23 protein-coding genes are annotated in these 23,724 nt (G+C 68.3%); 10 read left to right on the top strand and 13 right to left on the bottom strand.

Translation table 11 applies throughout. From position 1 onward, the window contains the following. Positions 1–46: 46 nt before the first annotated feature. Positions 47–1,021, bottom strand: coding sequence for a GlxA family transcriptional regulator (locus tag L978_RS13590; protein ID WP_047523817.1), 975 nt, complete (start codon positions 1,019–1,021; stop codon positions 47–49). Between the two features lie 87 nt (positions 1,022–1,108). On the opposite strand from L978_RS13590, the gene L978_RS18985 reads away from it, so the two are divergent. Together L978_RS18985 and L978_RS13585 are read left to right on the top strand one after the other, a co-directional pair. Then, entirely contained in the window at positions 1,109–1,270 is a 162-nt protein-coding gene (locus L978_RS18985; protein ID WP_197055670.1) for a hypothetical protein, read from the top strand. A 58-nt stretch (positions 1,271–1,328) separates the two neighbouring features. Beyond that, positions 1,329–1,895: a hypothetical protein gene (locus L978_RS13585; RefSeq protein WP_047523816.1), complete on the top strand. Its 567-nt coding sequence runs from the start codon at positions 1,329–1,331 to the stop codon at positions 1,893–1,895. A gap of 74 nt (positions 1,896–1,969) precedes the next feature. Here the strand turns inward: L978_RS13585 and L978_RS13580 are convergent, their stop codons facing one another. Further along, on the bottom strand, positions 1,970–3,199 hold the full coding sequence (locus tag L978_RS13580; protein ID WP_047523814.1) for a glycosyltransferase family 4 protein: 1,230 nt from the start codon (positions 3,197–3,199) through the stop codon (positions 1,970–1,972). A 5-nt stretch (positions 3,200–3,204) separates the two neighbouring features. After that, positions 3,205–4,437 (bottom strand): glycosyltransferase, encoded by a 1,233-nt coding sequence (locus L978_RS13575; protein ID WP_047523813.1) that lies wholly within the window; start codon positions 4,435–4,437, stop codon positions 3,205–3,207. Positions 4,438–4,562: 125 nt separating this feature from the next. On the opposite strand from L978_RS13575, the gene L978_RS13570 reads away from it, so the two are divergent. Continuing rightward, the gene (locus tag L978_RS13570; protein WP_047523812.1) at positions 4,563–5,150 is read left to right on the top strand and encodes a hypothetical protein; all 588 of its coding nucleotides are present in this window, start codon (positions 4,563–4,565) and stop codon (positions 5,148–5,150) included. 143 nt (positions 5,151–5,293) lie between these two features. Further along, a protein-coding gene (locus tag L978_RS13560) for an IS3 family transposase (protein WP_156118299.1) occupies positions 5,294–6,486 on the top strand; the annotation gives its coding sequence in 2 pieces (ribosomal slippage) (positions 5,294–5,578 and positions 5,581–6,486; 1,191 coding nt in all). 36 nt (positions 6,487–6,522) lie between these two features. On the opposite strand, the gene L978_RS19310 is transcribed toward L978_RS13560, so the two are convergent. After that, positions 6,523–6,687 carry a PLDc N-terminal domain-containing protein gene (locus tag L978_RS19310; RefSeq protein WP_442921839.1) on the bottom strand — a complete coding sequence of 55 codons (165 nt, stop codon included), beginning with the start codon at positions 6,685–6,687 and terminating at the stop codon, positions 6,523–6,525. Between the two features lie 686 nt (positions 6,688–7,373). On the opposite strand from L978_RS19310, the gene L978_RS19305 reads away from it, so the two are divergent. Both L978_RS19305 and L978_RS13545 read left to right on the top strand, forming a co-directional pair. Further along, a complete protein-coding gene (locus L978_RS19305; RefSeq protein ID WP_081997064.1) occupies positions 7,374–7,811 on the top strand; it encodes a TauD/TfdA family dioxygenase in 438 nt (145 codons plus the stop codon). 187 nt (positions 7,812–7,998) lie between these two features. Beyond that, a protein-coding gene (locus L978_RS13545; RefSeq protein WP_156118297.1) for an IS3 family transposase occupies positions 7,999–9,149 on the top strand; the annotation gives its coding sequence in 2 pieces (ribosomal slippage) (positions 7,999–8,272 and positions 8,272–9,149; 1,152 coding nt in all). Between the two features lie 298 nt (positions 9,150–9,447). On the opposite strand, the gene L978_RS13540 is transcribed toward L978_RS13545, so the two are convergent. From L978_RS13540 to L978_RS13515, 6 genes are all read right to left on the bottom strand, one after another. Further along, the gene (locus L978_RS13540; protein WP_047523805.1) at positions 9,448–11,103 is read right to left on the bottom strand and encodes an amidohydrolase; all 1,656 of its coding nucleotides are present in this window, start codon (positions 11,101–11,103) and stop codon (positions 9,448–9,450) included. Between the two features lie 2 nt (positions 11,104–11,105). Beyond that, on the bottom strand, positions 11,106–11,951 hold the full coding sequence (locus L978_RS13535) for an ABC transporter permease (protein ID WP_047523802.1): 846 nt from the start codon (positions 11,949–11,951) through the stop codon (positions 11,106–11,108). Next, positions 11,948–12,832 (bottom strand): ABC transporter permease, encoded by an 885-nt coding sequence (locus L978_RS13530; protein ID WP_047523801.1) that lies wholly within the window; start codon positions 12,830–12,832, stop codon positions 11,948–11,950. The genes L978_RS13535 and L978_RS13530 overlap by 4 nt, the downstream gene beginning before the upstream one ends. Next, entirely contained in the window at positions 12,825–14,003 is a 1,179-nt protein-coding gene (locus L978_RS13525; RefSeq protein ID WP_047523800.1) for a polyamine ABC transporter substrate-binding protein, read from the bottom strand. The genes L978_RS13530 and L978_RS13525 overlap by 8 nt, the downstream gene beginning before the upstream one ends. After that, positions 14,000–15,160 carry an ABC transporter ATP-binding protein gene (locus tag L978_RS13520; protein WP_052193752.1) on the bottom strand — a complete coding sequence of 387 codons (1,161 nt, stop codon included), beginning with the start codon at positions 15,158–15,160 and terminating at the stop codon, positions 14,000–14,002. Before L978_RS13520 ends, L978_RS13525 begins: the two co-directional genes overlap by 4 nt. A 148-nt stretch (positions 15,161–15,308) precedes the next feature. Continuing rightward, entirely contained in the window at positions 15,309–15,581 is a 273-nt protein-coding gene (locus L978_RS13515; RefSeq protein WP_047523799.1) for a metal-sensitive transcriptional regulator, read from the bottom strand. A gap of 69 nt (positions 15,582–15,650) precedes the next feature. Between L978_RS13515 and L978_RS13510 the strand changes: the two genes are divergently transcribed. Genes L978_RS13510 through L978_RS13500 form a run of 3 tightly spaced genes read left to right on the top strand, consistent with a single transcriptional unit; the run spans position 15,651 to position 18,405 of the window. Then, the gene (locus L978_RS13510) at positions 15,651–16,928 is read left to right on the top strand and encodes a DUF445 domain-containing protein (protein WP_047523798.1); all 1,278 of its coding nucleotides are present in this window, start codon (positions 15,651–15,653) and stop codon (positions 16,926–16,928) included. A gap of 2 nt (positions 16,929–16,930) precedes the next feature. Next, entirely contained in the window at positions 16,931–17,863 is a 933-nt protein-coding gene (locus tag L978_RS13505; RefSeq protein WP_047523796.1) for an agmatinase family protein, read from the top strand. After that, positions 17,860–18,405, top strand: coding sequence for an AAA family ATPase (locus L978_RS13500; RefSeq protein WP_047523795.1), 546 nt, complete (start codon positions 17,860–17,862; stop codon positions 18,403–18,405). The genes L978_RS13505 and L978_RS13500 overlap by 4 nt, the downstream gene beginning before the upstream one ends. A gap of 5 nt (positions 18,406–18,410) precedes the next feature. On the opposite strand, the gene hutI is transcribed toward L978_RS13500, so the two are convergent. Genes hutI through hutH form a run of 3 tightly spaced genes read right to left on the bottom strand, consistent with a single transcriptional unit; the run spans position 18,411 to position 22,827 of the window. Next, the gene (gene hutI / locus L978_RS13495) at positions 18,411–19,586 is read right to left on the bottom strand and encodes an imidazolonepropionase (RefSeq protein WP_047523793.1); all 1,176 of its coding nucleotides are present in this window, start codon (positions 19,584–19,586) and stop codon (positions 18,411–18,413) included. Between the two features lie 12 nt (positions 19,587–19,598). Continuing rightward, positions 19,599–21,293, bottom strand: coding sequence for a urocanate hydratase (hutU, locus tag L978_RS13490; RefSeq protein WP_047523792.1), 1,695 nt, complete (start codon positions 21,291–21,293; stop codon positions 19,599–19,601). Continuing rightward, complete coding sequence (gene hutH / locus L978_RS13485; protein ID WP_047523790.1) at positions 21,286–22,827, bottom strand: histidine ammonia-lyase; 1,542 nt, start codon at positions 22,825–22,827, stop codon at positions 21,286–21,288. Before hutH ends, hutU begins: the two co-directional genes overlap by 8 nt. 52 nt (positions 22,828–22,879) lie before the next feature. Between hutH and L978_RS13480 the strand changes: the two genes are divergently transcribed. After that, positions 22,880–23,653 carry an IclR family transcriptional regulator gene (locus L978_RS13480; protein WP_442921837.1) on the top strand — a complete coding sequence of 258 codons (774 nt, stop codon included), beginning with the start codon at positions 22,880–22,882 and terminating at the stop codon, positions 23,651–23,653. Positions 23,654–23,724 lie beyond the last annotated feature (71 nt).

The following is a 23,724-nucleotide window of genomic DNA, read 5'->3' as shown; positions in this document are numbered from 1 at the left end:
AAGGGGGAGAGGGAGGGAGGGGGGAGAGAGGGGGAAGGGAGGGGGGTCAGGCGGCGGGAAGCGCCGGCTCCTCGACGCAGGAGAATCGCGCGCGGTAGGCCGTGGGGGTGAGGCCGAGGACGCGGGCGAAGTTCTGCCGCAGCACCGCCGCCGACCCGAAACCGCATTCATCCGCGATGTGCTCGAGCGGAAGACCGGTGCGCTCCAGCATGCGCTGCGCGTGGATGATGCGCTGACGGGCGAGCCAGGCCGCGGGTGTCGCACCGTACTCGGCCTTGAACCGCCGGGCGAAGGTGCGCGGCGACATCAGCGCCCTGGCGGCGAGCTGCTCGACACCCAGATCGTCTCGCAGGTGTTCGACGGCCCAGTCCGCCACCGCAGCGAGCGAATCGGTGGGGACCTGCGGGATCGGTCGGTCGATGAACTGCGCCTGTCCGCCGTCACGCTGCGGCGGAACGACCATGCGCCGTGCGATGCGGTTGGTGAGCTCGGCGCCGACCTCCTGACGGAGCAGGTGCAGGCAGGCATCGATCCCCGCAGCCGTGCCCGCGCTGGTGATGACCTTCCCGTCCTGCACGAACAGCACGTCGGGGTCGATGTCGATCTGCGGGTACATGTCCGCCATGGTGTGCGCGTACATCCAGTGCGTGGTGGCTCGACGCCCGTCGAGCACTCCGGCCGCCGCGAGGATGAAAGATCCGCTGCAGACGCTCATCACCCAGGCGCCACGCGCGACGGCGTGTCTGGCGAGGTCGAGCAGCAGCGGATCGATGTCTCCCCAGTGCTCCCGGGGAAGGGGGCAGAACACCACCAGATCCGCCTCGTAGGCGAACGTCAGATCGTGCTCGACGTTGACCGAGAAACCGATCTTCGACGCCACGACGCCCGCGCGGGGGGCGACGATGCGGAAGTCGAAGTTCGGCACACCGTCGTCAGCGCGATCGAGGCCGAACGCCTCGCACGCGACGCCGAACTCGAAGGGTGCGAACCCGTCCTGGATGACGCAGGCGACCGTCTTCATGTACACGCTCCCGAATGGCAGTTTTCATACGCTCAGAGTCTTCTCTGCCACTCGTGGCGGTTCAACGATGAACGTAGCGTTTCTGCCATGATACTCGTCATCGCACTTCTCGGCCTCGCCGCCTGGGCGACGATCGCCACGTTCGTCGAGCTCCGCCGCGACGGCTACCGTCGCGTGCCGACGGACTGGAGACGCCTCGCCGGCCGCGACCTCCACCAGGAAGCGGAGTCCGGACGCCTCTACCGGTGACCTCGGTGCAAGGCGAGGCGCGGTGCACATCCGGCACCCCACGGCTACGCTCGACGTCATGAGCGAGCCCGTGCAGCCTCCCGTCCCGCCTTCCGGACACGACCTCCCGGCCGCTCCGGCGGCACCGCCGCCAGCCGCCACCCCTCTGCCCGCCGCACCTCAGTACCCCGCCACGGCGCAGGGGTACCCGAGTGCTCCTCCGTATCCGACAGCACCGCAGGCGGCCGCCCCGCCACAGGCGTATCCGACGGCGAACCCGGCTCCCCAGGCCTATCCGCTGGCCCCTTCCGGCCGACCGACACCCGTCCGCGAGAGCAATCCGCTCGCTCGCGCGGCCTTCATCATCGCTGTGGCCACCTTCGCGATCAATCTGTTCGGATCCATCGTGCGGCCATTCGTCTACAGCGGTGGCGGCGTCGGCGGATACGAGTTCATGCTCGCGTTCGACAACGGGATCGGCATCCTGAGCTTCTTCGTCTACGTCGTGGCGCTGATCCTGGGTCTGATCGCGATGCGCCGCGCCGGGTCGAGACTGCTCACCGGCATGGCGATCGGCATCGCGGGAGTCGGCGCCATCGGGTTCGTCTTCACCAGCATCGCCATCACGCTGCTCCAGTTCATCTGAGAGCGGACGGCGTCTCCACTGAGAACGGACAGCATCGCCCCGTCACCCCGACGCGTGCTCGGGACCGCGAGCTCTCAGGGCCTCGCGAGCACCCGCTCGTAGACGGCGATCATGGCGGCCGTGCGCGAGGACTGCCGGAACGCCTCGGCGACCTCGGGGACCGGAACGGGGGCGGTGCCGCCCGCGATGTCGGAGGCGGCCCGCCGCAGGGTCTCCGCGAGTGCGGTGACCCGCTGCACCTCGATGTCCCGGCTCGACGCCGCAGGGTCGGCATCCGGTACCGCCCAGAGGCCGCCGCCGAGTTCCGCGCCGATGTCGGGGTCGCAGATCACGGAGGGCGTGCCGAGCGTGGCCGCCTCGAAGGGGGTCATCCCCTGGGTCTCGAAGCCGATCGACGTCTGCACGAGCGCGTCGGCGGCGGCGATCCGCTCCAGCGTCTGCGCGTAGGTCAGCCGTCCGGCGAATCGCACGCCGTCGATCCCACGGACGACCTTCTCGGCGGCCGCACGCTGAGCGCCGCCGCCGATGATCTCCAGGTCCGCATCGACGCCCGAGGCGACGAAGGCCTCCAGGAACGGGAGCAGGCGCTTCTCCGGACTCATCCGTCCGAGCCACACGAATCGCGGCCGTCCCGGTTCCCGACGGGCGGGACGTGCGGCGAGCGTCTGCGCGCGGAGGTCGTCGTCGATGCCGTTCCAGATCACGTCGACGTGCGGAAAGACGTCGTGCTGTTCGAGGCGCCGGGCGAAATGGGTCGACGGCGCGGTCACGGCCGATGCCCCGACGGCGAGACCGCGCAGGAACGCCCACCCGTCCCGTCCACGCACCGGTCGTCCGATGCCGCGCATCGCGAGGCCGCGCCACGTGTTCAGCACCGCGAGCACGGGCCGGTGCAGCGGGGTGACCGCGGCGATCCCGACGTCCACGCGGTTGTGCATGGTGTGCACCACGGCGTGGCCATGGCGCTGCGCGTAGCGGTGCCCGATGAACGCACCCCAGAAGTCGGCCTGCACGTGCACCAGGTCGACGGGCGGACGGCGGGTCATGGCCCGGTCGAGGAAGCGGTCGATCGCGCGGCCCGGCCAGCTCATCGAGTACTCGCGATCGAGCGTGATCGGCATCGACGGCAGATCGACGTAGGCGCCGCCGTGAGAGCCGGATGATGCCCGCGATCCATGCATCCTCGGCGCGACGACCGTGACGGTGTGCCCTGCTCGCTCGAGGAACTCGCGTTGGAGCCGCATCGACACCTGAGCCCCACCGAGGGAATCAAGGTGCTGATCGCCGAAGAAGACGATGTGCATGGCCGCTACTCCGGCAGCGGCTCGTCGCGGTACAGCGCCTCGAAGGTGTCGAGGGTGCGGTTGATGTCGTGGATCGCGACGCCGTCGAGCGAGGCCCGTTGCATCCGCTCGTACTCCGCAGGCTCCGCGGTGAGCACGTCGGTCAGGCGTGCGGCGAGCTCGTCGACGTTCCCCGGTTCGAACAGGTAACCGTTCTCGCCGTCGTGCACGAGGTGCGGGAGGGCCACGGCGTCGGCGGCGACGACCGGCAGGGCCGAGGCCATCGCCTCCATGGTCGCGATGGACTGGAGCTCCGCGATCGAGGCGATCACGAACAGGCTGGCACGGGACAGCAGGGCCCGGAGCTCCTCGTCGCTCGTGCGCCCGTGGAAGGTCACCCGGTCAGCGAGTCCGAGCTGGGCGGCGAGGTGTTCCAGCTGCTTGCGCTGGTCGCCGCCGCCGACGATGTCGAAGCTCGTGTCGAGCGCGGGGTCCAGCTTCGTCATCGCCTTGAGGATCACCTCGACCTGCTTCTCGGCGGTGAGTCTGCCGACGAAGATGATCCGGTTCTTGTCGCGAGGGGCGAGGACCGGCGTGTACTGCGTGCGATCGATACCGCAGCTGACCGGGATCACGTCCTTCACCTCGACCGTCTTCTCGAGGAAGTCGGCGGCACGGCGGGTGGGCGTGGTGATCGCACGGGTCTTGTCGAACGTGCGCTTGGCGTCTGCCCACGCGAACTTCAGCACGAGGTCGTCGATGAACTTCGGCATGGTGGTGTGGTCGAGGATGTTCTCGGCCATGACGTGGTTGGTCGCGATGACCGGGATGCCGCGCTCGTTCGCGATGTACGCGAGTCCGCGCCCGATCACGATGTGCGACTGGATGTGCACGACGTCCGGCTGCACCTGATCCAGGACCTTGCGTGCATAGTGCTTCGATCGCCACGGCCACACGAACCGCAGCCAGTCGTGCGGCGCCCAGCGCACCGACGGCAACCGGTGCAGGGTCATCGGCTCGCCCTCGATGACCTCGGTGTGCGGCTGGGCACGGCGATACGCCTGGTTGGGCGCCACGACGTGCACGTCATGGCCGCGCTGCACGAGGCCGGCGGCGAGGCGCTCGGCGAAACGGGCGGCGCCGTTGATGTCGGGCGCGAACGTGTCGCAGCCGATCACGATCTTCAACGGTCGGGGCGCGGATTCGGCGGCGGGGCCGCGCGACGGATCGATCGGATCGTCGGAGGAGGTCACAGACATGCTGCCTTACGATGTGGCGGCCAAGGAGGAGCCCTGGTCGGGCGCTGGCCACTCTACCCGAGCGCCCTGATCCCGCGGCCGAGGCATACCGGCATCCCCTCAGCCTCAGCTACTAGCGTGGGAGCATGCGACTGACTGCCGACGCCGATCCCCAGCTGTGGATTCCCGTGACGGACTCGCTCGGATGGAAGGGGCGCCGACACCGGAAGGCGGCGATCCGGATGCTGCTCGGCCAGGTCAACGCCGCGGTCGGTGCGACGGAGCGCCCCGGCTCGCGGTTCGGCGCCTGGGCGATGAGCCAGGCGGCACCGATGCTGATGAAGCGGGCCGACGGCCGCGTGCTGGTGTGGACGTGGAAGGCGGAGCCGGAGCTGGTCGTGGCGATGGCGACGGCACAGGTCCTGACGCCGGAGGTCCGCATCGCCCGTGCCTCGATGCCGATGGACTACGACGACACCGAGTCGTTTCCCAGCCGACTCGGCGTGGGCGAGAAGCTGCTCGTGCCGATGCCGCCGTCACCCTCGTCTCCCCCGTTCGCCACCTACACCTGGGACACCGGGACGCATCTGGTCACGCTGACGGCGGTGTGCAGCGACAAGGAGCGGTTCGGCACGCTGACCGGTGCGCTCGACGATCTGGCCCGCACTCTCCGCGTGGCCGACGACCTCACGGGCGGGGAGTCACCCGACGTACTGCGCCTCGACCCCGCGTGACGGTTCTCTTCCGCGGCCTCGTCCCGAACGTCTCACGTGTAGCTTGTTACGCAATAGTGTTCGGGTCGGATGGGGGGACTGCTGCACGAGTAGTTGACATCTGAGTTGGCTAGCCCGGAGGGCTGGCCTGGAAGGATGTCATCATGCCCAAGGCGTTTCCCAAGGAGTTCCGCGACGATGTCGTTCGTGTGGCGCAGAACCGTGGCGCGGATGTCACGATCGCGCAGATCGCGAAAGATTTCGGTGTGCATGTCGGCACTCTGGACAAGTGGCTTCGCGAAGCCCGTATCGACGATGGCGAGCAACCCGGTGTGACGCGTTCGGAGAGCAATGAGTTGCGGGAGTTGCGTAAGCGCAACCGGCTGCTGGAGCAGGAGAACGAGGTCCTCCGTCGCGCGGCGGCGTATCTGTCGCAGGCGAACCTGCCGGGAAAAGGCTCTACCCGCTCGTAACAGAGCTCGCCGCTGACGGGATCCCCGTCACGGTGACGTGTCGGGTTCTCAAGCTCTCTCGCCAGCCCTACTACCGGTGGCTGCGTGATCCCATCGCCGGCAGTGAGGTGGTGGAGGCGTATCGTGCGAACGCGCTGTTCGACGCTCACAAGGATGACCCGGAGTTCGGGCATCGGTTGCTAGCCGATGAGGCGCGCGACGCGGGCGAGGGTATGTCGGATCGGACCGCGTGGCGGATCGCGTCGAGCAACGGCTGGTTCAGCGCGTTCGGGAAGCCCAAGCGCGGCAAAGGCCGCAAGCCCGGCCCGCCCGTGCACGACGACCTCTGCGCGGTCATCGACGAGGACGGCCGGACGCGACACGTATTCACCGCCGACGCACCGAACGAGTTGTGGCTGACGGACATCACGGAGCACAAGACCTCCGAGGGCAAGCTCTACCTCTGCGCGATCAAGGACGTGTACTCCGGCCGCATCGTCGGGTACTCGATCGACTCCCGCATGAAGTCGCGTCTGGCCGTCCAGGCCCTCGAGAACGCCGTCCAGATGCGCGGCGATGTCGCCGGCTGCATCGTGCATTCGGATAGGGGCAGTCAATTTCGGAGCAGAAAGTTCCGGCGCGCGCTGACCCGTCACCGCATGGTCGGGAGCATGGGACGAGTCGGCTCGAGCGGGGACAACGCAGCCATGGAGAGCTTCTTTGCCCTGCTGCAGAAGAACGTCCTCGACCGCCGCTCCTGGACCACTCGCGAACAGCTGCGGATCGCGATCGTGACCTGGATCGAGCGGACCTATCACCGACGCCGCGGACAGCGCCGCCTGGGCCGTTTGACGCCCATCGAATACGAGACCATCATGAACACGACCGTCGCACTGGCGGCGTGACTAGAAACTGTCACCTAACCGTGCAGCAGTCCCCTTTCATGTCTTCTCCATCTCTGGCTTTTTTGGTTGGACAGCGCGGGACAGGAACCAGAGAAGTGGCCCGACGACGGGCAGGAATACGATCGCGAAGAACCACACGAGCGACACGATGAGAGTCATTCGAGGTTCCCGTCGAAACAGGCTCACCAGCGCCGCTCCCATGAGAACGAGTACTGGCACTAAACCAATGGACCACACGATGTCGTACGGAGCCATCCGACCGCCTCTCTTCGTCCGGGTCGTTCTTTGCCAGCCCGGTTTCTGTCTCCAGGTAACCATCACGCGCCACCGCCTGTCTGTCCCCTCTTCGGCCGACAGATAGTGACTTGAGATTGTGCTACGCCGCGGTCGGATCCGTCAGCCAAAACGGCAGTCGAGGCGTCGGCGGGCGTGAGGTCACTTCTCAAGTGTGAGGCGAACACCCAGCGAGCGCCAGCGGTGGCCGTTTGGGGATCGTCTCGTGAGACCGCCGATCGACACGCTTCCTCTGCGCCAAGTCGCAGTGCCCGACGTCGACCGTTATGGTCGTCTCCTCCGACACGTTTACGTCGGGGACGTCGATGCGGCAGAGACGGCGATCGCTGCCGGTGCCGGGCGAGACGGGCGAAGGAGGGAGAAGGACGGATGAGTGCGACTGTGGCACACTCATCGGAATGACACCTCTTGAGGAGCTCTCACGAAAGGCCCTGGAACGGGGTTGGGTATCAGGTATCTCAGATTTGCGCCGGCTGCTGGATGACGCTCGTCAGCTGGGCTAGTCACCCGTGCCGATTCGTGCTGGCGAGTCGGTGGTGAGCACGCTTCGCGTTACGGATAGAGCGCACGCTCATCGAAACTCTCTCAGCGCGATGGTCGGAACTGGCGCGCAGCCCCTACACACCGATGGTGCGCACCTCCGTCGCATGCCTGACATCGTGATTCTCTCCGCTGCCGCGCCGACACCGACGCCGACCCTGCTCTATCGACCAGGGTCGGCGTCGCTGGAGCAACGCTCAGGCGTTTTCCGGGTGGGTGGAGGAAGAGGGACGTTTTACGCAGGAGCCATCGATGGCGCGGGTCGTTGGCGCTACGACCCAGGGTGCATGGCTCCCACTGATGCAGAGGCGCGAGAGGCTGCAGATCAGTTCAGAGCGATGAGCGATGCTGCGGAGCGGCACGAGTGGTCGCGACAGGGCGAGGTGTTGGTGATTGCTAATCGGCACGTGTTGCATGCACGAGCTGCAGCAGCGGACGCAGATAGCCGACGCCTTCACCGCGTGGCGTTGAGGACAGGATGGGAAGATTGATGGCTATCCCTGAATTCGATGAGTTGTGGGGCAAGGCCCGACTATTCGCCAAGCGATCATTGGATCCGGACGCACAGCGCGACTTCGGTGAAAGAGTCTTCTGGGCGACTACAGCACTGGGGACTGCTGACGGTTTGGTTGACTCCAACGCTGTGAGGATTTCGGTTCTCACGGGAGGATGGTCAACGTGCCCAAAGCATTTCCCAAAGAGTTCCGGAACGACGTCATCGCGGTCGCGCGTCGGGGCGACGCGCCGATCAGCCGGATCGCGAAGGACTTCGGTGTCTCGGAGTCGTGTCTGCAACGGAGGCTCAAGATCGCGGATGTCGAAGACGGCATCAAACCCGGTGTGACTCAGGCCGACGCGACCGAGCTTCGCGAAGCCCGCAAACGGATCCGGTTGCTCGAGCAAGAGAACGAGATCCTGCGGCGAGCGGCTGCGTATCTGTCGCAGGCGGCACTCCCCAAATGATGTTCCCGCTGGTCCGTGACCTTGCCGCTGACCGGATTCCGGTCGCGGTGACCTGCCGGGTGCTGGGCTTCAGCAAGCAAGCTTTCTTCCAGTGGCGCGCGAACCCCGTCTCGCAACGCGACTGGGACAACGCTCACCTCACCAACGCCGCCGTCGATCTTCACCGCGACGATCCCGCGTTCGGGTATCGGTTCATCGCCGACGAGATCGAAGCCGAGGCCGGGCTGGCAGCATCCGAGCGGCGCGTGTGGCGACAGTGCTCAGAGCAGCGGCTCTGGAGCGTGTTCTCGAAGAAACGCGGCCTGAACAGGAAAGCCGGACCACCGGTGCATGACGATCTCGTGCTCCGCGACTTCACCGCGACAAGGCCGGACCAGCTGTGGCTGACCGACATCACCGAACATTGGACCGATGAAGGGAAGCTGTATCTCTGCGCGATCAAAGACGTCCACTCGAACCGAATCGTCGGTTACTCGCTCGATTCACGAATGACCGCCGACCTCGCCGTCGCCGCATTGCGGAACGCAGTCGCACTGCGAGAGCCGCTCGGAACGACGTTGCACTCGGATCGAGGGTCGCAGTTCCGGTCACGGAAGTTCGTCGAACTGCTCCGCCAGAGCGGGATCACGGGATCGATGGGACGCGTCGGCGCCTGCGCGGACAACGCGGCGATGGAGTCGTTCTTCGCGCTGCTGCAGAAGAACGTCCTCAACAAGAAGAGATGGCACTCGAGACAAGAACTCCGCCTCGAGATTGTGACCTGGATCGAGCGGACATACCACCGTCGACGCCGGCAACGACGACTCGGAAGGCTCACGCCCATCGAGTTCGAGATAATCAACACACCGGCCGCTCACGCGGCCTGAAAACCCCAAACAAGACGAGTCAACCAAACCGTCAGCAGTCCCAACACCGAATGGAGCTCGGTCGCCCGCAACCCGTCGTCACCGACCTCCCGGAAGCCTCCTACGGGGACGGAAAGTAGTCGGCGCTCAACACTCCTGGTTTTTTCCGGCTACCGAAGACAACAACGATGCGAATCGTGTGAGTGGCCGCGGCCGCCGGATTGGTGGGAGCCCGGCGTACTACAACGAAGACAAGTCTCCGATCATCCCGCAGCCCGTCGTCACAGCCCCCTCCCCCCCCGGAAGCCCCCTACGGAAACTAGCCGTCGTATACCCGTACGCCTTCGACCCAGGTGCCGCGCACCTCGGTGAGCCCGATCTCCTCGACAGGGTGCTCGAACGGGTCGCGGTCGAGCAGGGCGAGGTCCGCCCGCATGCCCACCGCGATCGTGCCGGTGTCGTCGAGGTGGTTCACGTACGCGGATCCCGAGGTGTACGCGGCGAGCGCGGTCCCGAGGTCGATCGCCTGCTCCGGCAGGAACGGCGGATAGTCCCCCTCCCACTCGGTCGGAGCCGACCGGCGGTTCACGGCCACGTGCATCGCGGCGAGCGGATTCGGGGTGCTCACCGACCAGTCGCTGCCCGCGGCGAGCACGGCTCCGGAGCGCAGGAGATCGCCGAAGGGGTACTGCCAGGCGCTGCGCGTGTCCCCGAGGAAGGGGATCGTGAGGTCGACCATCTGCGGCTCCAGTGTGGCCCACAGCATCTGCATGTTCGCCGTCACGTCGAGCGCACGGAACCGGGGGACGTCGTCCGGGTGCACGACCTGGATGTGCGAGATGTGGTGCCGGTTCCCGCGCGGACCGTTGTGCAGGAGGGCGGCTTCGACCGCGTCGAGGCACTCGCGCACGGCACGGTCGCCGATGGCGTGGAAGTGCAGCGTGAACCCGAGGGCATCGAGCCGGGTCGCCGCTTCCTTGAGCATCTCCGGCTCGACGAAGGAGATGCCGGAGTCCTCACGCGGATGCCCGTGGCCGTCGCAATAGGGTTCGAGCATCGCGGCGGTGAAGTTCTCGGCCACACCGTCCTGCATGATCTTCACGCTGCGCGCACGGAAGCGACCGACGGAGCCGGCAGCGCGCCGTTCGACGATGTCCTCGATCTGCTCCAGGCCGCGCGAGCGGTCCCACCACAGGGCGCCCACGACCCGACCGGTGAGTTCCCCGGTGGCTGCCGCGGCCCGGTACGCGGGCAGCGGGTCACCCGCGTCGCCGTACTCGGTGCCGACGATCGCATCCTGCCAGGCAGTGACGCCGAAGGAGTGCAGGTACCGCTGCCCCTGCACGAGCGCCTCCACCAGGCGCTCGACCGGCTCGGCCGGGAGCAGCCGGTTCACCAGGCCCATCGCTCCCTCGTGCAGGGTTCCACTCGGGGCACCGCCTGCGTCGCGTTCGATGCGTCCGTCCGCAGGATCCGGGGTCTCCGCGGTGATCCCGGCGAGCGCGAGCGCCCGCGAGTTCACCCAGGCGCCGTGCCCATCGCGATTGGGGAGGAAGGCGGGGCGATCGGGCACGACCGCGTCCAGATCCGCGGCCGTCGGCGTACCTCCGGGAAAGGCCGACATCTGCCAGCCACCCCCCAGGATCCATTCGTCGTCGGGGTGCTCCGCGGCGTACTCCGCGATCCGCGCCAGATACTGCTCACGCGTCGCGAGGCCCGAGAGGTCGCACCGGAGCATGTCCAGTCCGCCCCACACCGGGTGCACATGCGCGTCCTGGAACCCGGGCACGAGGAGCCCACCGGCCAGATCGACGACCTCTGTGTCCGGGCCGATCATCTCCGACAGGTCGTGGCCGATCGCACTGATGCGGCCGTCGGTGACCGCGACGGCGCGGGCGGTGGAGCGCGCTGCATCGGAGAGGAACGCCCTCCCGCCGCGGGAACCACCGGTGAAGACGAGGTCTGCCGCTCCCATGCTCAGCCTCCCGCCATCGTGCGGGCGATCTCCGTCGCCGAGTCACCGGCACGCTTGAGCACCACCGCCACCAGCGCCAGAGCGAGGAGGGTGAGCACGAGCATGATGGTCGACACCGCCGCGATCTCAGGACGGAGTCCGCTACGCAGTGCACTGAGCACGTACACCGGCCACGGTGTCGTGCCGGACACCTGCACGAACGCCGACACGACCGTGTTGTCGAGGCTCAACGTGAACGAGAGCAGGAACCCGGCGAGCACGGCCGGCATCGCCAGCGGCAGCGTGATCTTCAGGAAGGTCCGCACCGGCGGGGCGTACAGGTCGGCGGAGGCCTCTTCCAGGCGGGCGTCGAGTCCGACCAGTCGCGCGCGGACGATGTACGACACGATCGCGATCGAGAACAGCGACTGCCCGACCACGAGCCTCATCGTTCCGTCGTTGAAGATCCCGATCCCGGCATCCTGGCCGAGGAAGACCAGCCAGGGCAGCAGCGCGACGGCATCCACGATCTCCGGGGTGACCGAGACGAGCAGCAGGAGCCCGAGGAACCACCACACCCACTTGCCGGGGTTGCGGGCCATCGCGATGCCGGCCAGGGTTCCGAGCGCGGTCGCGAGCAGGGCGGCCAGCAGGCCGGTGCGCACCGACACCAGCACCGCGTCGCGGATCGCCGGCTTGTTGACGATCGCGAGGAACGAGTCGAAGCCGAAGTGGTCCCACGAGACCAGCAGGCGGCCGACGTTGAACGAGTAGACGATGATCACCAGGATCGGCAGGAACAGGAACAGGAAGACGAGTCCTGCCCAGATCGGCAGCAGGAGACGTGCTGCTCCACGACGTGAACTCATGAGCCCTCCCCCAGGACGAGTCGGTTGCGTTGTCTGAGTGGCAGTGTCACGAGCCAGAGCAGCCCGGCCGCGACGGCGATCGAGATCATGATGACGATGATGAGCAGCACCGCCATCGCCGAGCCCAACGCCCAGTTCTGCGCGGTCTGGAACTGACTCGCCACGACCTGCCCGATCATGTTGCCCTTCGCGCCACCGAGCACGGTCGCGGTGATGTAGTCGCCCATGAGCGGGATGTACACGAGCAGCACGCCCGCGATGATGCCGGGTCGGGCCAGGGGCACGGTCACCCGGACGAAGGTCGTCGCGCTGTTCGCGCCCAGGTCCTTGCTCGCCTCGCGCAGCGGACCCGAGACCCGGTCGAACGCGACGAACAGCGGGAGGATCATGAGCGGCAGGTAGTTGTAGACCACGCCGAGCAGCACCGCACCCCGCGAATACAGCAGATCGAGGGGACCCGGGATCACGCCGATGCCCTGGAGCAGCTGCGACAGCCAGCCCTCCGGGGCGAGGATCACCTGCCAGCCGATCGTGCGCACCAGGAAGTTCGTCCAGAACGGCACCATGACGAGGGCCAGCAGCAGTCCGCGCTTGGACGGCGGCGCCTTCACGGCGATCCAGTACGCGACCGGCGCCCCGATCACCAGGCACAGCAGCGTGCCGAGGATGCCGATCCACAGGGTGTTCAGGAAGGTGCTGAAGAACGTGGGCGAGAGGGCCTCGAGGTAGCGGTCGAAGGAGAGGTGGTCGAGGGCGTGGGTGGCGAAGATGCTCGGCTTGTAGCCGAAGCTGAAGACGATGACCATGCCGATGGGGGCGACGAAGAAGATCAGCAGCCACACCCAGGCGGGGATCGCGAGACCGAACTTGAGCTTAGGCACCGGCGGCCGCCTTCATCGCGTTCCAGATCGCGACGACCCGGTCCTGAGCGTCCGTCAGCTTGCCCTCATGCATGGTCTGCACCTGCTCCTCGTCGAAGAACACCATGTCGAGCCGTTCCAGACCCGCGGCCTCCGCGGCTTCGCGGACGCCGGAGATGCCCGTGTCGTAACCGATGTAGTCGACCTGCGCGAGCTGCACATCCGGCTGCAGGACGAAGTTGATGAACGCGTGCGCCGCCTCGGGGTGCGGCGCGCCCGCGGCGATCGCCCAGTTGTCCATCCACAGTTCGGTGGCCGGGCTCCCGAGCACCCATTGCCAGCGGTCGGGGTCGTCGGACTCGAAGATGCCCAGGCGCGCGTCACCGTTGTAGGACTGCAGCAGAGCGTGCGACGCCTGCGGGATCGACGAGCCGCCCGGGTAGGAGTCGAACGCCGAGATGTGCGGTGCCAGATCCTTCACCAGGAAGTCCTCGACCGCATCCAGGTCGTCGGGGTCGGTCGTCGTCCAGTCGATGCCGTTCGCCCAGAAGTAGATGCCGAGCAGCGGCGCCGGGTCATCCAGCACCGAGGTGGAACCGGACGCCTCGTTCTGCGCGGCGTCGATGAAGTCGTTCCAGGTGGTGAGCTCCCGCGAGATCACCCGCTTGTCGTAGACGAACCCCGTGGTGCCCCACGCCTTGCACACCGAGTACTCGTTGCCCGGATCCCAGGCGCGCCCGCGGAACTCCGGGGCGACGTGCTTCATGTTCGGCAGCAGGTCGAGGTTGAACTTCTGGAGCAGCCCGTTCTCGGCCATCGGCCCCACGAAGACTCCGGTCGGCACGACGATGTCGTACCCCGACGTGCCTCGGGCCGCGACCAGCTTGGCGATCAGCTCCTCGTTCGAGTTGAAGGCGTCGAGCACGATCCGCGGACCGTTCTCGGCCGTGAACTGCTCGAGCACCTCCGGCGCGTCGTAATCGCCCCAGCTGTAGATGGAGAGCTTGTCCTCCAGCGGGCCGCCCTTGGCGTGCACCGCCGCGGCGTTCTGGCCGGGGGTGCAGGCGCTGAGCACGACGGCTCCGCCCGCCAGCAGCGCGGTGGCGAGGAACCCGCGACGGGAGAGTTCGGTGCGGATCACCCGGGCGGCGCTCCGGTGCGCGAGCACGCGGACCGGAGGAGCGCCCGTCACCGGCCTCCCTCCTTGGGAAGCGCGATCACGTGCGTGGCGGTGGTCGGGATGCCGTCGGCGGCGAAGAGTCGCACGTCCGCGGGATCCCACACGCAGCGCACTTCCTCGTCGACCCCGACGCGCGGCGCGGTGGGCGCCGGCATCCTCGAGAGGAACGTCGCATCTTCGCCGACGCGCACGGCGACCTGCATCGTCTCGCCGAGATGCGAGACACCGAGCACACGACCGCGCGCGCCCGTACCTTCCCCCTGCTCGAGCCGCACATACTCCGGGCGGATCGCGGCGACGGCGGGCTGCCCGGCAGCGACCCGCTCCCCGCCCCAGCGCCCGGAGATCGCACCGATCGCGGTGTCGACGGCATCTCCGTCGGAACGGACGGTGCCGTGTACGAAGTTCTGCTGGCCGATGAACGAGGCCACATACGCGGATGCCGGTTCCGCGTAGATCGCCGCCGGCTCGTCGAGCTGCTCGATCCGGCCCGCGCGCATCACGGCGATCCGGTCGCTCATCGACAGTGCCTCGGCCTGATCGTGCGTGACGAAGACGAACGTGGTGCCGAGTCGCGCCTGCAGGAGCTTCAGCTCGAGCTGCATCTCCTCGCGCAGCTGCCGGTCGAGGGCGGCGAGCGGCTCATCGAGCAGGAGCACGCTGGGGCGGTTGATGAGGGCTCGCGAGAGGGCGATGCGCTGCTGCTGACCGCCCGACAACTGGGTGGGCTTGCGATCGGCGAAGCTGCGCAGCTGCACCATGTCGAGCGCCTCGCTCACCCGGGTCCGCTGCTCCGACTTGGGAACGCCTCGCTGCTGCAGCCCATACGCCACGTTCTCCGCGACCGACAGGTGCGGGAACAGCGCGTAGGCCTGGAAGACCGTGTTCACCTCGCGTCGATACGGCGGCAGACTCAGCACGCTCCGGCCCGAGATGCTGATGTCGCCGGCGTCCGGATACTCGAAGCCCGCGATCATGCGCAACGTCGTGGTCTTGCCGCAGCCCGAGGGTCCGAGCAGCGAGAGGAATTCCCCCGGCTGCACGTCGAGGGTCAGATCGTCGACGGCCACGGCGGTGCCGTAGCGCTTGGTGACGCGGTCGATGCGTACCGCACCGGTGGCTGTGGGTGTGTCGAGCGTCGCCGAAGACGCGGGCAGAGTGCCGGGCATGGAGCCTCCCCATTGAGAATCGCTTGCGGCGAGTCTGTCACAGGAAGGGCCTCAGGTATAGCGAAATCGGAAGTCTCTTGATCAATTCGCAACGGTATCCGTTGCGATTCTCGAAACCTGCGACCGATTAGCGCCTCGGGGTGATCTCCTACTTGCGGTCGAAGTCGAAGGCCTTGAGCAGTTCGAGGACGGCCTTGTCGCGCTCCTCGCCGCCCGCATCGAACATGTGGGTGACGTGCGTGCGCAGGTGGTTCTCGAGCAGCAGTCGGTTCAGCGATTCGAGGGAGCGCTGGATCGCCCGGGACTGCGTGATGATGTCCATGCAGTACTCCTCGTTCTCGATCATCCGCGCGACACCGCGCATCTGCCCCTCGAGGATGCTGGTGCGGTGCAGAGCACGCTTCTTGATGTCTTCGATCACCCCTTGAGGGTACTCCGCCCGCTACGAAGCGAGACCTCCCGCCCGCGCCCACCGTGAAAGAATGACGTCATGCCGCGAACACCGATGACGCAGCTCTCGCCCTCCGACCAGGAGCGCCTCCGCGCGCTCCGGCGCATGAAGGCGGTCGCCCTCGGAGCGCTGCTGTTCATGGCCGTCGTGTTCGTGATCGCGTTCGCCTTCCAGCAGCGGGTCGGCTGGCTCGGCTACGTCCGCGCCGCCGCCGAGGGAGGGATGGTCGGTGCGCTCGCGGACTGGTTCGCCGTCACCGCGCTGTTCCGCCGTCCGCTCGGGCTGCCGATCCCCCACACCGCGATCATCCCCAACCGCAAGGACGAGATCGGACGCACGCTCGGAGAGTTCGTCGAGACCAACTTCCTGGCCGGAGACATCGTGCGCACCAAGCTCTCCAGCACGCACATCGCGCTGCGCGCCGGAGAGTGGCTGCGCGAGCCTCCGCATGCCGAGCGGGTGGGTGCCGAAGGAGCCACGATCGCGACCGCCGTCCTGGGCGCACTGAGCGACGACGACGTGCGCGACCTCATCACCGACCTCGCCCGCGAGCACCTGGTGGCTCCGGAGTGGGGGCCGCCGGCCGGCGCCTGGCTCGAGAAGATCGTCGACGCGGGCGCCCACCACGGCGCGGTCGACCTCGCCGCCGACAGCATCGCCCGGTGGCTCGACGCGAACGCCGCATCGTTCACCGGTCTCGTCTCTCGGCGTCTCCCCGGCTGGGTGCCGAAGCTGGCTCATCGATTCGTCGACGACACGGTCTACCACGAGGCGGTCAAGTTCGTGCATGCGGTGCAGGCCGATCCGCATCACCCCGCGCGCATCGCGGTCGACGGCTACCTGACCCGCCTGGCGGACAACCTGCAGAACGATCCGGCCACGCGCGCCAAACTCGAGAACGCCAAGGCCTCGCTCTTCGACAGCCCGCGGGTCGGCGCTCTGGCGGCTGAAGCGTGGAACACCGCTAAGAACGGCCTGCTGACCGCTCTCGCCGACCCCGACAGCGGGCTGCGTCGTCGGGCGGTGCAGGCGCTGCAGGAAGTCGGCGAGCGCCTGACCACCGACATCGCCCTGCAGCACCGCGTCGACACCTGGGTGTCGGACGCCGCCGTGTTCCTCGTCGACCGCTACCGGCACGACATCGCCTCGATCATCACCGACACCGTCGAACGCTGGGATCCCGCCGAGACCACCGAGAAGATCGAGCTCATGGTCGGCCGCGACCTGCAGTACATCCGCCTGAACGGCACCTTCGTCGGCGCCCTCGCGGGTCTCGCCATCTTCTCCCTCGCCCACGCCCTGATCCCCGGAGTCTGACCATGACGCCCACTTCCCGACCGTTGAGTCACGACCCGCTCTGGCCCCGCGCCGGCTCCTGGCCCGCTTTCACGGCTGCGGCCGATGCCGTGCTGCTCGGGGTGCCGACCTGGCGCACGTCGCTCTCGCCGACCGGAGCTCACGCGACGCCGGCCGCCATCCGCGAAGCGCTTCCCCGCTACGGGACGACGCTGATGGGTCCGCCGGTGCTCGAACTCGACGAGGTTCTGCGCATCGCGGATGCCGGCGATGTGAGCGATCCCGACGGCGCGGACGGCGAGGCGAGGGTCATCTCCCGCGTGCGTGCACTCGCCGAGGCGACCAAGCTCGTGATCGCACTCGGCGGTGACAACTCGCTCACGTATCCGGTCGCGCTCGGCGCCGAGGCCACGGGCCTCATCACGTTCGACGCGCACTTCGACCTGCGCGACGGCGTCTCCAACGGCACGCCGGTACGACGCCTCGTGGAAGACGTCCCGACCGCGTCCGCGCTGACGACCACCCGGATCGACCCGACCAGGATCGTCCAGATCGGCATCGCCGACTTCGCGAACTCCGCCGCCTATGCGCGGCGCGCGGCCGACTGGGGCATCCGCGTCGTCACGCTCGACGAGGTGCGCCGTCGCGGCATCGACGACGTCGTCGCCGAAGCGCTCGAGATCGCCGGTGCGGGGGCGGCCCCGCGTGTGCACCTCGACATCGACGTCGACGTCTGCGACCGGTCGGTCGCGCCCGGCTGCCCGGCGAGCGTCCCCGGTGGGCTCCACGCGTGGGAGTTGCGCGCCCTCACGCGTGCCGTCGCCGCGGATGGGCGCGTCGTCAGCGCCGACCTCGCCGAGGTCGATGCGACCACGGACGCGGAGGACGCCCGCACCGTCCGTCTGGCGGCGTTGTGCGTGCTCGAGCTGCTGGCCGGCCTCGCGTCCCGCCGATGAGGATCGTCGTCTCCGGTACGCACGCGAGCGGCAAGAGCACTCTGATCGCGGACTTCCTCGCCGCGCATCCGGAGTATCTGTCGCTCGGTGACCCGTTCGACGACCTCGAGGAGGAGGCGGTCGACCCTTCCGGGGAGGCGAGCTTCGCCGGGCAGCTGCGGATAGCGGCCGGACGCCTGCGGGCCACGGCGGGTCAGCAGGACGTGATCGCCGAGCGGGGGCCGCTGGACTTCGCCGCCTATCTCATCGCCCTCGAACGGCTCGGGCGGAGCGACGGCGCACTCGTGGAACGTGCGATCGCGATCGCCGAGGACTCCCTCGCTCTCGTCGATCTGGTCGTGCTCGTCCCGCTCGATGCACGCCGGTCGATCCGCATCCCCGCGGACGAAGACCCCGCACTGCGCGAGGCGATGGACCAGGCTCTGTTCGACCTCGCGGACGATCTCGCGCAGGACACCGGAGTGCGTCTCCTCACGGTCGCCGGGGACGGTGAGATGCGGCTGACCACGCTGGTCGAGGCCATCGTGGACATCGCGGAGTGACGGAGTCACCCCACCTGGACGCCGTCCTTCCACACCTGCCGCACGAGCGGGACCCCCGGCCGGTACGCGAGGTGGATCCTGGTCGGTGCGTCCAACAGCACGAGATCGGCCCTGGCACCGGGGGCGATCACCCCGACGTCGTCCCGGCGGAGTGCCTTCGCTCCGCCGGCCGTCGCCGCCCACACGGCTTCCCCCGGGGTCATCCCCATGTCCCGGACGGCCACGGCGATGCAGAACGGCATCGAAGAGGTGAAGCTGGAACCCGGGTTCGTGTCGCACGCCAGTGCCACGGTCACGCCCGCGTCGATCAGGCGTCGCGCGTCCGGATACGGCTGCCGCGTCGAGAACTCGACGCCCGGCAGCAGGGTGAGCACGGTGTCGGAGCCTGCGAGCGCTCCGACATCGGCATCCGTCAGATAGGTGCCGTGGTCGATCGACGCCGCGCCGAGCTCGACCGCCAGGCGAACGCCGTCGCCCGGGCCGAGCTGGCTCGCATGCACCCGGGGCGCGAGTCCGCGCGCGATGCCGGCCTCCAGCACCCGACGCGACTGCGCCACCGTGAAGGCTCCGGTCTCGCAGAACACGTCGATCCACTTCGCGTGCGGAGCGCAGGCGTCGAGCATGGGCCCGGTGACCAGATCGACGTACTCGTCCGACCGATCGGCATACTCGGCGGGGACCACGTGCGCGCCGAGGAACGTCACCTCGGGCGTCACCTCGGCGGCCAGGCGCACCAGGCGCTCCTCGTCGACGACGCTCAACCCGTAGCCGCTCTTGATCTCGACGGTCGTCGTGCCCTGTGCGAGCATCTCGTCGCGGAAGCCACGCAGACGTGCACGCAGCTCGTCCTCGGTCGCGGCGCGGGTGGCGGCCACGGTCGAGCGGATGCCACCGGCTGCATACTTCTGCCCTGCCATGCGGGCCTCGAACTCGGCCGCGCGATCGCCGCCGAAGACCAGGTGGCTGTGACTGTCGACGAACCCGGGGATCACAGCGCGCCCACCGGCATCGATCACCTCCTCGGCCACGGGCGCATCCGCAGCGGCACCCACCCAGGCGATCCGTTCGCCCTCGATCAGCACGGCCGCATCGGTCAGTGTTCCGGTACGGTCACCGGGCCCGTCGCCGTGTAGCGCGACGTTGGTGGTCAGTTCCGCGATGTTCGTGAGGAGCGTTGCCATGTCCTGAGCCTCTCAGAGCATCGGTATGTTCAGGCCACGCTCATGCGCGATCTCGCGGGCGTGCTCGTAGCCCGCATCGACGTGACGCATCACCCCGGTGCCGGGGTCGTTCGTCAGCACGCGCTCCAGCTTCTCCGCGGCGAGCGCAGTGCCGTCGGCGACGGTGACCTGACCGGCGTGGATCGAGCGGCCGATGCCGACGCCGCCCCCGTGATGCAGCGACACCCACGAGGCGCCGGAGGCCGTGTTGAGCAGCGCGTTCAGCAGAGGCCAGTCCGCGATCGCGTCCGAGCCGTCCTTCATCGCCTCGGTCTCCCGGTACGGCGATGCCACCGACCCGGAGTCGAGGTGGTCGCGACCGATCACGATCGGCGCCGACAGCTCACCCGAGGCGACCATCTCGTTGAACCTGAGTCCGGCGAGGTGACGCTCCTTGTAGCCGAGCCAGCAGATGCGGGCGGGCAGCCCCTCGAATTGGACCTTCTCGCCGGCCTTCTCCAGCCAGCGGTGAAGGGCGGCATCGTCGGGGAAGAGCTCGGCGATCGCACGGTCGGTCTTGTAGATGTCCTCGGGATCGCCGGAGAGGGCCGCCCAGCGGAACGGTCCGCGTCCTTCCTCGAACTGCGGGCGGATGTACGCCGGCACGAACCCGGGGAACTCGAATGCCCGATCGAAGCCTCCGAGCTGAGCCTCGGCACGGATTGAGTTGCCGTAGTCGAACACGGCTGCACCGGCATCCTGGAACGCGACCATCGCCTCGACGTGCGCGGCCATCGACGCGCGCGAACGGCGCGTGAACTCTTCGGAGTCGCGTTCCGCCTCGGACTTCCAGTCCGCCACGGTGATGCCGACCGGGAGGTAGGCGAGCGGATCGTGGGCGCTGGTCTGATCGGTCACGATGTCGATCGGAACGCCCCGACGCCGCAGCTCGGGGAACACCTCGGCCGCGTTGCCGACCACTCCGACCGAGAGGGCTTCGCCCGACTCCTTGGCCGCGACCACTCGGGCGACGGCCGCATCGAGGTCGGTCGTGTACTCGTCGAGGTAGCCGTGCTCCACGCGCCGGGCGAGACGCGACTCGTCCACGTCGACGATCAGCACCGCGCCGTCGTTCAGGGTCACGGCGAGCGGCTGAGCGCCGCCCATCCCGCCCGCGCCGCCCGTGAGGGTGAGCGTGCCACGCAGAGAGTCACGACCGAGGGAACGGGCCACGGCGGCGAACGTCTCGTAGGTCCCCTGCAGGATGCCCTGCGTGCCGATGTAGATCCACGATCCGGCCGTCATCTGGCCGTACATGATGAGCCCGAGCTCCTCGAGCTTGCGGAACTCCGGCCAGGTGGCCCAGTCCCCCACCAGGTTGGAGTTGGCGATCAGCACGCGCGGCGCCCACTCGTGGGTGCGGAAGACACCCACCGGCTTGCCCGACTGCACCAGCAGCGTCTCGTCCGGTTCGAGCTCGTCGAGGGTGCACACGATCGCGTCGTACGCCTCCCAGCTGCGTGCCGCCTTTCCCGTGCCGCCGTAGACGACGAGGTCTTCGGGGTGCTCGGCGACCTCGGGATCGAGGTTGTTCATCAGCATGCGCTTGGCGGCCTCGGCACCCCAGCTCTTCGCCGTGCGCTGGTTGCCCCGGGCGGCGCGGACGACGCGGGACCCAGTAGCGGTGGGCTCAGGTGCGGTGGACCCAGTAGCGGTGGGCTCAACCATGGATGTGCTCCTTTGCGATGCGGGCGACGGCGCCCGATTGGACGAGGGCGGTGACGGCCTCCATCTCCGGGGAGAGGAAGCGGTCGGGTCCGGGACCCGCTGCGACGGTGCGGACGAGATCGCGCACGGCGCCGGTCACGGGTCCGGCTTCCAATGGCGCCCGCAGGTCGAGAGCACGCGCGCCGGTGAGGATCTCGATGGCGAGCACCCGGCCGAGGCCGTCGATCGCGCGCCGCAGCTTGCGGGCGGCGGCCCATCCCATCGAGACGTGGTCCTCCTGCATGGCGGAGGACGGGATCGAGTCCACCGACGCCGGCACGGCCAGGCGCTTGAGCTCGGAGACGATACCGGCAGCCGCATACTGCGCGATCATCAGGCCGGAGTCGACACCGACCTCGTCCGCGAGGAAGGGGGGCAGACCGTGGTTGCGGGCGGGATCCAGGGCGCGGTCCGTGCGCCGCTCGGAGACGGAAGCGACATCGGCGACCGAGATCGCGAGGAAGTCGAGGACGGCCGCGACCGGAGCACCGTGGAAGTTCCCGTTGGACTCGATGCGTCCGTCGACGGTGATCACGGGATTGTCGATCACGCTGGCGAGCTCGCGGTCGGCGATCATCGCGGCGTGTGCCATCGTGTCGCGCGCCGTGCCGTGCACCTGGGGCGAGCACCGCAGCGAGTACGCGTCCTGGACACGCCCGTCATCCGGTCCCTTGTGGCTGGCGACCATCGGCGAGTCCGCGAGGAACCGGCGCAGGTTGCCGGCCGACTCCGTCTGACCCCTCTGCGGTCGCAGCGCCATCAGGTCGGCAGCGAACACCGCGTCGGTCCCCAACTGGGACTCCACCGACATCGCCGCGGCGACATCGGCGGTGACGAGGAGCGTCTCGAGATCGTGCAGGGCCAGCACCAGCATGCCGAGCATGCCGTCCGTGCCGTTGATGAGAGCGAGCCCTTCCTTCTCGACGAGGGTCAGGGGCTCGATCCCGGCGCGTGCGAGGGCAGCGGAGGCCGGTACCAGCTCCCCGGAAGCATCACGCACCTCCCCCTCTCCCATCGCGGCGAGGGCGATGTGGGCCAAGGGGGCGAGATCGCCCGAGCAGCCGAGCGAGCCGTACTCGCGAACGACCGGCGTGATACCGGAGTTCAACAGCGCCGCGTAAGTCTCGACGACGATCGGCCGGACGCCCGTGCGCCCCGAGGCGAGGGTCTGCAGACGCAGGAGCTGAAGCCCGCGTACGACCTCGCGCTCGACCTCGGCGCCGGTGCCCGCGGCGTGCGACCGGATCAGACTCGCCTGCAGCTGGAAACGACGGTCCGGCGCGATGAATGTGGTCGCGAGGGCACCGAAGCCTGTGGAGACGCCGTAGTGGGGATTCGGATCGGCAGCGAGACCGTCGATCACTCGACGGGTCTCGGCGACCCGAGTGAGTGCATCCTGGAATATCGACACAGGAGCGTCGTGGCGGGCGACAGCGACGACGTCGGCAGGCGACAGGGGAGCCGCTCCGACAAGCACGGGGGCGAGTTCGGTCATGACTCGATTCCACACCCGGTGGGGCCTGCGGGACACCCGTTCGTGCCATGCTGTGTCTGTGATCCCAGACAAGGCAGAGGCCGCGAAAGTCCCCGCCGCCGACCACACGCTGCGCATCCTGAGCTATCTCGCGGGACGCCCTGCCCCGGTGGCGGCGTCGGCGATCGCACGGGAGCTCGAGCTCCCCCGCTCGACCGTCTACCACCTGCTGTCGACGCTGGCGGCTCACGGCTTCGTGCTCCACCTGCAGGAGGAGCGCCGCTGGGGTCTCGGCACATCGGCGTTCGAGCTCGCCGGCGGGTACACCCGACAGCAGCCGCTCGCTCGGCGAGGCGCTCCCCTGGTCGCTGCGCTGTCCGACCGCCTGGGCGAGAGCGCCCACCTGGCCGTGATGAGCGGTGGGGACGTGCTGTACATCGTCGAGGAACGTGCGCCACGCCGCCCCGCACTGGTGACCGACGTCGGAGTCCGCCTTCCCGCGCACCTCACCGCGTCGGGCCGCGCCATGCTGGCGGCGCTGCCCCGCGAACAGGTGCGGGCGCTCTACCCCGATACGTCTGCGTTCCCGGTTCGCACGGGCCAGGGGCCAGAGACACCGCGCGAGCTGCGGGAGCTGTTGCGCGAGGTTCGAGCGCGGGGATACGCGACCGAGGACGGTGAGGTCGCGGTGGGCCTGCGCAGCGTCGGCGCAGCCGTCCTCGATGCCTCGGGATGGCCGGTCGCAGCCGTCGCCGTGACCTGGGGCATCGAAGAGTTGGACGAAGCTCTTCTGGCCGGGTCTGTGCAGGAGACCGCAGCCCTGCTGGAGTCTCGGCTGAGACGGTGAGACTTAACGCAAAATGGCCACCCAGCGTTGGGTGGCCATTTTGTTTAAAAGGAGTCCGGCGGTGTCCTACT

Source organism: Microbacterium sp. ZOR0019 (assembly GCF_000800925.1).
GTDB classification, from domain to species: domain Bacteria; phylum Actinomycetota; class Actinomycetes; order Actinomycetales; family Microbacteriaceae; genus Microbacterium; species Microbacterium aurugineum.
The sequence above is the reverse complement of the archived record's forward strand: the minus strand, read 5'-3'. Positions and strand labels throughout refer to the sequence as shown.

Bases quoted from the DNA above. Each gene is read 5' to 3' on its own strand.
- L978_RS13590 (WP_047523817.1), bottom strand. From the start codon at position 1,021: ATGAAGACGGTCGCCTGCGTCATCCAGGACGGGTTCGCACCCTTCGAG.
- L978_RS13570 (WP_047523812.1), top strand. From the start codon at position 4,563: ATGCGACTGACTGCCGACGCCGATCCCCAGCTGTGGATTCCCGTGACG.
- L978_RS18985 (WP_197055670.1), top strand. From the start codon at position 1,109: ATGATACTCGTCATCGCACTTCTCGGCCTCGCCGCCTGGGCGACGATC.
- L978_RS19305 (WP_081997064.1), top strand. From the start codon at position 7,374: ATGGTCGGAACTGGCGCGCAGCCCCTACACACCGATGGTGCGCACCTC.
- L978_RS13510 (WP_047523798.1), top strand. From the start codon at position 15,651: ATGCCGCGAACACCGATGACGCAGCTCTCGCCCTCCGACCAGGAGCGC.
- L978_RS13535 (WP_047523802.1), bottom strand. From the start codon at position 11,951: ATGAGTTCACGTCGTGGAGCAGCACGTCTCCTGCTGCCGATCTGGGCA.
- L978_RS13580 (WP_047523814.1), bottom strand. From the start codon at position 3,199: ATGCACATCGTCTTCTTCGGCGATCAGCACCTTGATTCCCTCGGTGGG.
- L978_RS13500 (WP_047523795.1), top strand. From the start codon at position 17,860: ATGAGGATCGTCGTCTCCGGTACGCACGCGAGCGGCAAGAGCACTCTG.
- L978_RS13575 (WP_047523813.1), bottom strand. From the start codon at position 4,437: ATGTCTGTGACCTCCTCCGACGATCCGATCGATCCGTCGCGCGGCCCC.
- hutU (WP_047523792.1), bottom strand. From the start codon at position 21,293: ATGGTTGAGCCCACCGCTACTGGGTCCACCGCACCTGAGCCCACCGCT.
- hutI (WP_047523793.1), bottom strand. From the start codon at position 19,586: ATGGCAACGCTCCTCACGAACATCGCGGAACTGACCACCAACGTCGCG.
- hutH (WP_047523790.1), bottom strand. From the start codon at position 22,827: ATGACCGAACTCGCCCCCGTGCTTGTCGGAGCGGCTCCCCTGTCGCCT.
- L978_RS13520 (WP_052193752.1), bottom strand. From the start codon at position 15,160: ATGCCCGGCACTCTGCCCGCGTCTTCGGCGACGCTCGACACACCCACA.
- L978_RS13540 (WP_047523805.1), bottom strand. From the start codon at position 11,103: ATGGGAGCGGCAGACCTCGTCTTCACCGGTGGTTCCCGCGGCGGGAGG.
- L978_RS13585 (WP_047523816.1), top strand. From the start codon at position 1,329: ATGAGCGAGCCCGTGCAGCCTCCCGTCCCGCCTTCCGGACACGACCTC.
- L978_RS19310 (WP_442921839.1), bottom strand. From the start codon at position 6,687: ATGGGAGCGGCGCTGGTGAGCCTGTTTCGACGGGAACCTCGAATGACT.
- L978_RS13505 (WP_047523796.1), top strand. From the start codon at position 16,931: ATGACGCCCACTTCCCGACCGTTGAGTCACGACCCGCTCTGGCCCCGC.